At 66.6% G+C, this 1,304-nt stretch carries 2 protein-coding genes; both read left to right on the top strand.

Annotated features, from left to right (window positions below; genetic code table 11):
* A partial coding sequence (locus EN781_RS32655; protein ID WP_245492712.1) for an efflux RND transporter permease subunit occupies nt 1–542 on the top strand: 542 nt, incomplete at its 5' end.
* Nucleotides 543–639: 97 nt separating this feature from the next.
* The coding region (locus EN781_RS32650; RefSeq protein ID WP_189347975.1) for a TolC family protein at nt 640–1,304 on the top strand (665 nt) is incomplete at its 3' end.

Here is a 1,304-nt window from a genome sequence, read left to right as displayed (position 1 = left end):
ATCTGACGCTGGTCCTCCTGTTCCGCAGCTTCGTCCAGCCGGTGACCATCCTGGTCGCGCTGCCGCTCTCGGTCGGCGGCGCGCTCGGCCTGCTGCTCCTCACCGGCAACGCGCTTGGCGTCACGCCGCTGATCGGCCTTCTGATGCTGATGGGCATCGCGGCGAAGAACTCGATCCTGCTCGTCGAATATGCGCTGGTCGCCGAGAAGGAGCGTGGCCTCGGCCGCTTCGAGGCGCTGCTCGACGCCGCCCGCAAGCGCGCCCGACCGATCGTCATGACCTCGATCGCCATGGGCGCCGGCATGCTGCCGATCGCGCTCGGCATCGGCGCCGACGCCGAGACGCGCGCGCCGATGGCGATCGCGGTGATCGGCGGGCTCCTCTCCTCGACCGTGCTCAGCCTCGTCTACGTGCCCGTCGTCTACACCTTCATGGACGACATCCAGCGCTTCCTCGCCCGCCATTTGAGCAAGCTGCTGGCCGAGGGGCCCGAAGCCGCAAAGCCTACCGTCTCGCCCGAAAGCCTAACCGGGAACGCCTGATCGCCAGGCGACCCCGATTGGATCCTGCAGCTCGACCATCCCGCCAGAGCGCACTGTTCGCGCCCGGCAAAGATCAATCGAATTTGAGGTAACGCGTATGACGAGTTGGGTTAGGCTGAGCGTCGTCATGCTGGCGGCGACCACGCTCGCCGGGTGCGTCGTCGGCCCGGACTATCAGAAGCCGCTTCTGCCGATGCCGGCGGCCTGGAGCAGCCAGAAGAAGGCTTCGCCGGCAAAGCCGGCACAATTGTCGAAATGGTGGCAGCGGCTGAGCGACCCGGAGCTCGACGCGCTCGTAGAGGAAGCGGTTGCCGGCAATCTCGACGTCGCCACCGCCAAGGCCAGGATACGCGAGGCCCGCGCCAGCTATCGCCAGAGCGCGGCGAGCCTGTTCCCGTCCGTGGACAGCTCGGGATCGGCAACGCGCAACAAGTCAGCCGTGACCACCTCGGGTTCGGACAGTGTCTACAGCGAATATCAATCCGGTTTCGACGCCAGTTGGGAACTGGACCTGTTCGGTGCTAACCGCAGAAGCGTCGAGGCGGCCCGCTACGGGCTGGATGCGTCAGAGGAAGAGCTGCGCTCGACGCTGCTCACAATGATCGGCGATGTCGCCTCGAACTACGCCCAGGCGCGCGGTTATCAGGCCCGTATTCAACTTGCCCGCCGCTCGGCGGCGTCGCAAAAACAGACCGCGGCCCTTACCCGCACCATGGCTGAAGCCGGCACGGCGACGGCAGCCGATGTCGCCAAGGCCATGGG

This window comes from Mesorhizobium sp. M4A.F.Ca.ET.090.04.2.1 (assembly GCF_003999085.1).
Lineage (GTDB): Bacteria > Pseudomonadota > Alphaproteobacteria > Rhizobiales > Rhizobiaceae > Mesorhizobium.
The sequence above is the reverse complement of the archived record's forward strand: the minus strand, read 5'-3'. Positions and strand labels throughout refer to the sequence as shown.